The following is a 6,409-nucleotide window of genomic DNA, read 5'->3' on the forward strand; positions in this document are numbered from 1 at the left end:
TAAAAGGGGTCTCAGCCGCCCGAGATCTGCTTTGCTTTCTCCACCAGAACCTCGGCCTGACGGATCGAGGCATAGTCGATCAAGCGGCCGTCGAGGCTGACGGCCCCTTTGCCGGCCGCTTCGGCCTCGGCCATCGCATCGAGAATCCGCTTGGCTTTTGTGATCTCGGCCTCGGACGGGCTCATCACCTCATTGGCCAGAGCGATCTGGCTTGGGTGAATGGCCCATTTGCCTTCGCATCCAAGTACCGCCGCGCGATACGCGGCGGCCTTGTAACCGTCTGCATCCTGAAAGTCACCAAACGGCCCGTCGATCGGGCGCAGCCCGTTGGCCCGCGCCGCGACAACCATCCGCGCCAGCGCGTAGTGCCACATGTCACCCCAGTGGGTCGCGCGGTTGCCATCGGCATCTGGGTCCGTAAGCACGGAGTAGTCCTTGTTCACACCGCCGATGATGGTCGTGCGCGCCCGGGTCGAGGCGGCATAGTCGGCGACACCGAAATGCAGGCTCTCATTGCGCTTGGAGGCCGCGGCGATCTCGGTGATGTTTTGCATGCCCAAGGCGGTCTCGATGATGTGCTCAAAGCCGATGCGCTTGCTGTAGCCCTTGGCGTCTTCGATTTGCGTCACCATCATATCGACCGCGTAGACATCCGCCGCTGTGCCGACCTTGGGGATCATGATCAGATCAAGCCGTTCGCCCGCCTGTTCGACCACATCCACCACATCACGGTACATGTAATGCGTGTCCAGCCCGTTGATGCGCACGGACATGGATTTGCTGCCCCAGTCGATCTCGTTCAGACCCTTGATGATGTTCTTGCGGGCCTGTTCCTTTTCATCGGGCGCCACCGCGTCCTCCAGATCAAGGAAGATCACATCGACATCAGATTGCGCCGCTTTTTCAAACATTTGCGGCTGGCTTCCCGGCACGGCAAGCTCGGAACGGTTCAGGCGCCCGGGCGCCTGCTCAACGGGGTGGAACGACATGACGTAGCCTTTCTGAGAGTCACAATATTGCGTGAAAAAGGCTTCGGGCGCAGGAATATGTCAAGCGGAATTTGGGTCTATTTCGGTATACCGTCGGCCCGCTCCCCTTCGAGTGCCAACCGCGACGAGTAGTAGAACGCAATCGCCTGCGCGCGGTTCCTGACGCTCAGCTTGTCATAGAGGTTCGAGAGGTGGAATTTCACTGTGTTCACGGTGATGCCCAGCTCGGTCGACAGCTCGCGGTTGGTCAGACCTTTGGAGAGCGCCGTCAGCATCGCGCGTTCCTTGCGCGACAGCGTGTGGATCGGGTCGCTGTTCAGGTCGCGCACGTCGAGAAAGGGGAACACCATCTTGCCGGCGGCCACATCCACACAGGTTTCCAACAGCGTTTCAGGGTCGCTTGAGCGCGCAGCGAAGGCCGCAGCACCCGCAGTCATCGATAGCCGCGGTAGATCGCCTGTGTCGTCAGCATAGACCACGATGCGCGGGGCCGTGGCTTGATCACGCAGCACCTCGATCAGCTTTGCGCCGCCCAAGACGGGCAGGTTCCAGTCGATCACGCCGACCTGAACGGGCACCCGCATCACGGTGCCCAGGAACCCTTCGGCGGTAGAAGCGGTGGCGATAAGAGAGAATCGCGGATCCCGCTCGATGATCTCGGACAGCGCGGTCAAAACCAGCGGATTGCCATCGGCGAGCATAATCCCGATTGGAACGCCAGTTTGGTTAACATTTTGATTCATAATCTATATTCTCAAAAAACCACCCATTCAGGTGGGCGTTTTATTGTATACCACGGCATAATATAACGTTTGGGTAGGTTTTTTCCTATCCTATTAGATACCCATTTGTACACCTATCGAGCGTTTTCATCTCTCCCGCGACATTATCTAACCAAATGCGAGGTCTTTGAGACAATTTTCTATACACCAACCCGACTGGAGAAGATGAATGACCAACGTGATCTCTTTACCGCAACTCGACATCCCCACGACCATCGCCGCCGGTCCCGGACCGGGCAACACGGACGTGCGGGTGCTGGCACGCTATGCCGGGGCTGGTTTGGCGGATCACATGCATCCGGACGTGCTGCGCGGGATGGTGGAGTGCAAGCAGATGCTGCGCGAGGTCATGGGTACCACGAACTTGCACACCTTTGGCGTGGCCGGGACGGGGTGGAGCGGGCTAGACATGATGTTCTCGGCCGTGATGCCGGGCGACAAGGTAGTTGTGTTCGTGAACGGTACTTTCTCGGGCATCGATGGCCTTACTGTGCGGATGAAGGCGGCCACAGCGGAAGAGCTGGCAGAAAACGCGCTCGATCCGCAAGCGGCGAGCGTGACGATCATCGACATCCCGCACGGCCAGAGTGTGACAGCGGAAATCGTCGAGGCGGCGCTCAGCGAGCACAAGCCCAAGTGGGCGGCCATGGCGCATTGGGAGACCGGTTCGGGCCGTGTGAACGACATCGAAGGCTTCAGCGCGGCCTGCGTGCGCCACGATGTGATGGGTCTGGTGGATGCGGTCTCCAGCCTGGGTGTTGGCGACTTCCGGATTGATGACTATCCCGGTGTGCACGGCTGGGCCTCCTGCCCGCAGAAAGGCATCTGCTGCTTGCCACTGACCTACGCGCCCGTGTCTTTCACCGACCGCTATATTGAGACGTTGAAGGCCACCGGCACGCGGACCTTCTGTCACCACCCGATACTGGAAGCCCGGCACTGGGGCATCATTGACGGCGCCGATGTCGAGCGCGGCACGTACCACCGCACGCACTCAGCCTATGCGGTCTCCGCCTTCCACGAAGCCTTGCGGATCTGCCTGCAGCAGACCATCGCGCAGCGCGCTGCTGACTACAGCTTCCACGAAGCGGCGCTCCGCTCGGCGGTTGAGGCGATGGGCTGCGAGGTCACCTCGGACATGCCGTCGCTTGTCGTGCTGAACCTGCCGGGGGCTCTGGCGGGGCGCGAAATGGAACTGGTGCAGCACTGCCGTGCACAGAACTTTGGCATCTGGCCAACCCTGTCGGAGCCAGTACAGGTGCGCATCGGCATTCTGAACCTGCTCAACGAACGTGCCATCACCGATATCGTCAGCCGCTTTGGCGCTGCAATTCGCGAACTGGGCGGCAGCTTTGATCAAAACGCCGTCGATGCCGCTTTGCAAAGTCATTATGGCCGGGCCGTGGCCGCCGAATAATCCTGTCGATCCTGGGGAGGACAAGCACATGGACATTCATGAATATCAGGCCAAGGAGGTGCTGGCCGGTTTCGGCGTGACCGTGCCGGACGGTGCGCTCGCCTACAGCCCTGAGCAGGCGGCTTATCGCGCGCGTGAGCTGGGCGGCGACCGTTGGGTCGTCAAGGCGCAGGTGCACGCAGGCGGGCGTGGCAAGGCAGGTGGCGTCAAGGTCTGTGACAGTGACGTTGCCATTCTGGATGCATCCGAGGCGATGTTTGGCATGAAGCTTGTCACCCATCAGACGGGCCCTGAAGGGAAGGGAGTCTACCGCGTCTATGTGGAAGCCGCGATGCCGATCAGCCGTGAGATTTATCTCGGTCTGGTGCTGGATCGAACCACGCAGCGGGTGATGATCGTGGCCTCCGCCGAAGGTGGGATGGAGATTGAGGACATCTCGGCAGATAAGCCCGACAGCATCGTCCGCGCCACTGTCGAGCCTGCCGTCGGGTTGCGCGAATTCCAATGTCGCCAGATTGCCTTCAAACTGGGGATCGACCCCGCGCAGACCCAGCAGATGGTGCGCACGCTCCAGGGGTGTTACCGCGCCTTCACCGAACTTGACGCCACGATGGTTGAGATCAATCCGCTGGTGGTCACCGAAGATGGTCGCATTGTGGCCCTTGATGCGAAGATGACCTTCGATGACAATGCGCTCTTCCGGCATCCGCAGATCAGTGAACTGCGTGATAAGAGCCAGGAGGACCCGCGCGAAGCCCGTGCCGCGGATCGTGGTCTCAACTACGTGGGCTTGGATGGCAACATTGGCTGCATCGTGAACGGCGCCGGGCTCGCCATGGCCACGATGGATACCATCAAGCTGGCAGGCGGAGAGCCCGCCAACTTTCTTGATATCGGCGGTGGGGCCACGCCGGAGCGTGTGGCCAAGGCCTTCCGTCTGGTGCTGTCTGATCAGAAGGTCGAGGCGATTCTTGTGAACATCTTCGCCGGGATCAACCGCTGTGACTGGGTGGCCGAAGGCGTCGTCCAGGCGTTGCGGGAGGTCGAGGTGAACATGCCCGTGATTGTCCGGCTTGCGGGCACAAATGTGGAAGAGGGTCAGAAGATCCTTGCGCGCTCCGGGCTTCCGATCATCCGCGCCACAACACTGAGCGAGGCGGCAGAGCGCACGGTTGGGGCGTGGAAAAACGAACTGTCGCAGGGGATCAAGATAAGGGCGATGTCATGAGCATTCTGTTGGACGAAAACACCCGCGTTCTGGTGCAGGGCATCACCGGCAAGATGGCCCGGTTCCACACTAAGGACATGCTCGCCTACGGCACGCGCGTTGTCGGCGGTGTGGTGCCGGGCAAGGGCGGCGAGACCGTTGAAGGTGTACCGGTCTTTGACACGGTTGAAGAGGCCGTGGCCGAAACCGGTGCCGATGCTTCGCTGGTCTTTGTGCCGCCGCCATTCGCCGCAGACAGCATCATGGAAGCGGCGGATGCGGGCATTCGATATTGTGTCTGCATCACCGACGGCATTCCTGCACAGGATATGATCCGCGTGAAACGCTATATGTACCGCTACCCCAAGGGTCGTCGCATGGTGCTGACCGGGCCAAATTGCGCAGGCACAATCAGTCCGGGCAAGGCGATGCTGGGCATCATGCCGGGGCATATCTATCTCAAAGGATCTGTGGGGATTGTGGGCCGCTCAGGCACGCTGGGCTATGAGGCAGCCAGCCAACTCAAAGAGCGTGGAATCGGTGTCTCCACCTCCGTGGGTATTGGCGGTGACCCGATCAACGGCTCTTCCTTCCGGGACATCCTCGCGCGGTTCGAGCTGGATGAGGAAACGGAGGTCATCGCGATGATCGGCGAGATCGGCGGGCCACAGGAAGCGGAAGCGGCGGAATATATCCGCGATCACGTGACCAAGCCCGTTGTGGCCTATGTCGCGGGTCTGACAGCCCCCAAGGGACGCACCATGGGTCACGCGGGGGCGATCATTTCGGCCTTTGGCGAAAGTGCGTCCGAGAAGGTGGAAATCCTCTCCGCCGCGGGTGTGACCGTAGCCGAGAGCCCATCTTCTATTGGTGCAACAATCGAAAAAGTGATGGAGGCAGCGTGATGGCCAAGCCTAGCGTTCTTGTCACCCGTCGTTGGCCCGCTGCTGTCGAACAGAAGCTCGCCGCTGACTATGATGTCGCTTTCAATCGCAGCGACCGGCCTCTGAGCGCAGGCGATTTCCGCGAAGCGATCCAGCGCTATGATGCGGTGCTGCCCACCGTGACCGATCAGATCGGGCCGGAGGCGCTCGAGGTTGAGCGCCCGCAGACCAAGATCCTCGCCAACTATGGCGTCGGCTATCGGCACATCGATGTCGACGTGGCTAAAAGCTGCGGGATCGCGGTGACCAACACGCCCGATGTGCTGTCGGAATGCACGGCGGATCTGGCAATGACTCTCCTACTGATGGTGGCGCGTCGTGCCAGCGAAGGTGAGCGCGAGATGCGCGCCGGGCAGTGGCTAGGCTGGCGCCCGACGCATCTGCTTGGCACCAAGGTGTCCGGTAAGACACTGGGCATCGTCGGTTTCGGTCGGATCGGGCAGGAGATGGCGCGGCGTGCGCATTTCGGATTTGGCATGCAGATTGTGGTCTACAGCCGCTCCCCCGTGCCGTCGGATGTGCTACGCCAGTTTGGTGCGACACAAGTCCCAACGCTGGACGCGCTGTTGCCGCAGTGTGATTTTATTTCGCTGCATTGTCCGGGTGGCGCGCAGAACGCAAAGATGATCGGTGCGCGGCAACTCGACCTGATGAAGCCCGACGCCTATCTGATCAACACAGCACGTGGCGAGGTCGTGGATGAGCATGCTTTGGCGCAAGCACTGATGTTCGATCTGATTGGCGGTGCCGCTCTTGATGTGTTCGAACGCGAACCTGCCGTGCACCCGATGCTGGCCCAATGCGATAACCTTGTGATGCTGCCCCACATGGGCAGTGCGACGCGCGAAGCCCGGCAGGCCATGGGCCTGCGCGTGCTCGACAACCTCAACGATTTCTTTCAAGGCAAGACGCCACGCGACCGCGTGGCCTGACAGGAGACACTCCCATGAACGCCCCGCACCGTGCCCCTGGTTTTTTTACACAGTCTTTGTCTGAGAGTGATCCTGAGATCTTCGATGCTGTGACCCGGGAGCTTGGCCGTCAGCGTGACGAGATCGAGCTGATCGCCT

Annotated in this window: 6 protein-coding genes; 4 read left to right on the forward strand and 2 right to left on the reverse strand. The window is 60.7% G+C overall.

All coding sequences use genetic code 11. The annotated features are described in order from the left end of the window. Positions 1-11: 11 nt before the first annotated feature. Both So717_RS13010 and So717_RS13015 read right to left on the reverse strand, forming a co-directional pair. On the reverse strand, positions 12-989 hold the full coding sequence (locus So717_RS13010; protein WP_159977920.1) for an HpcH/HpaI aldolase/citrate lyase family protein: 978 nt from the start codon (positions 987-989) through the stop codon (positions 12-14). 77 nt (positions 990-1,066) lie between these two features. Further along, positions 1,067-1,732, reverse strand: coding sequence for a response regulator transcription factor (locus tag So717_RS13015; RefSeq protein WP_238840898.1), 666 nt, complete (start codon positions 1,730-1,732; stop codon positions 1,067-1,069). A 208-nt stretch (positions 1,733-1,940) separates the two neighbouring features. Here So717_RS13015 and So717_RS13020 point away from each other — a divergent pair, with 208 nt between their 5' ends. From So717_RS13020 to So717_RS13035, 4 genes are read left to right on the forward strand one after another with little or no spacing between them, the layout of a single operon-like run. Then, positions 1,941-3,188: an aminotransferase class V-fold PLP-dependent enzyme gene (locus So717_RS13020; protein ID WP_174239046.1), complete on the forward strand. Its 1,248-nt coding sequence runs from the start codon at positions 1,941-1,943 to the stop codon at positions 3,186-3,188. 28 nt (positions 3,189-3,216) lie between these two features. Then, complete coding sequence (locus tag So717_RS13025) at positions 3,217-4,416, forward strand: malate--CoA ligase subunit beta (protein WP_159977922.1); 1,200 nt, start codon at positions 3,217-3,219, stop codon at positions 4,414-4,416. Further along, positions 4,413-5,300, forward strand: coding sequence for a succinate--CoA ligase subunit alpha (sucD, locus tag So717_RS13030; protein WP_159977924.1), 888 nt, complete (start codon positions 4,413-4,415; stop codon positions 5,298-5,300). The genes So717_RS13025 and sucD overlap by 4 nt, the downstream gene beginning before the upstream one ends. Then, positions 5,300-6,271: a 2-hydroxyacid dehydrogenase gene (locus tag So717_RS13035; RefSeq protein WP_159977926.1), complete on the forward strand. Its 972-nt coding sequence runs from the start codon at positions 5,300-5,302 to the stop codon at positions 6,269-6,271. The genes sucD and So717_RS13035 overlap by 1 nt, the downstream gene beginning before the upstream one ends. The last annotated feature ends 138 nt before the right edge of the window (positions 6,272-6,409 follow it).

This window comes from Roseobacter cerasinus (assembly GCF_009811755.1).
GTDB lineage: Bacteria > Pseudomonadota > Alphaproteobacteria > Rhodobacterales > Rhodobacteraceae > Roseobacter > Roseobacter cerasinus.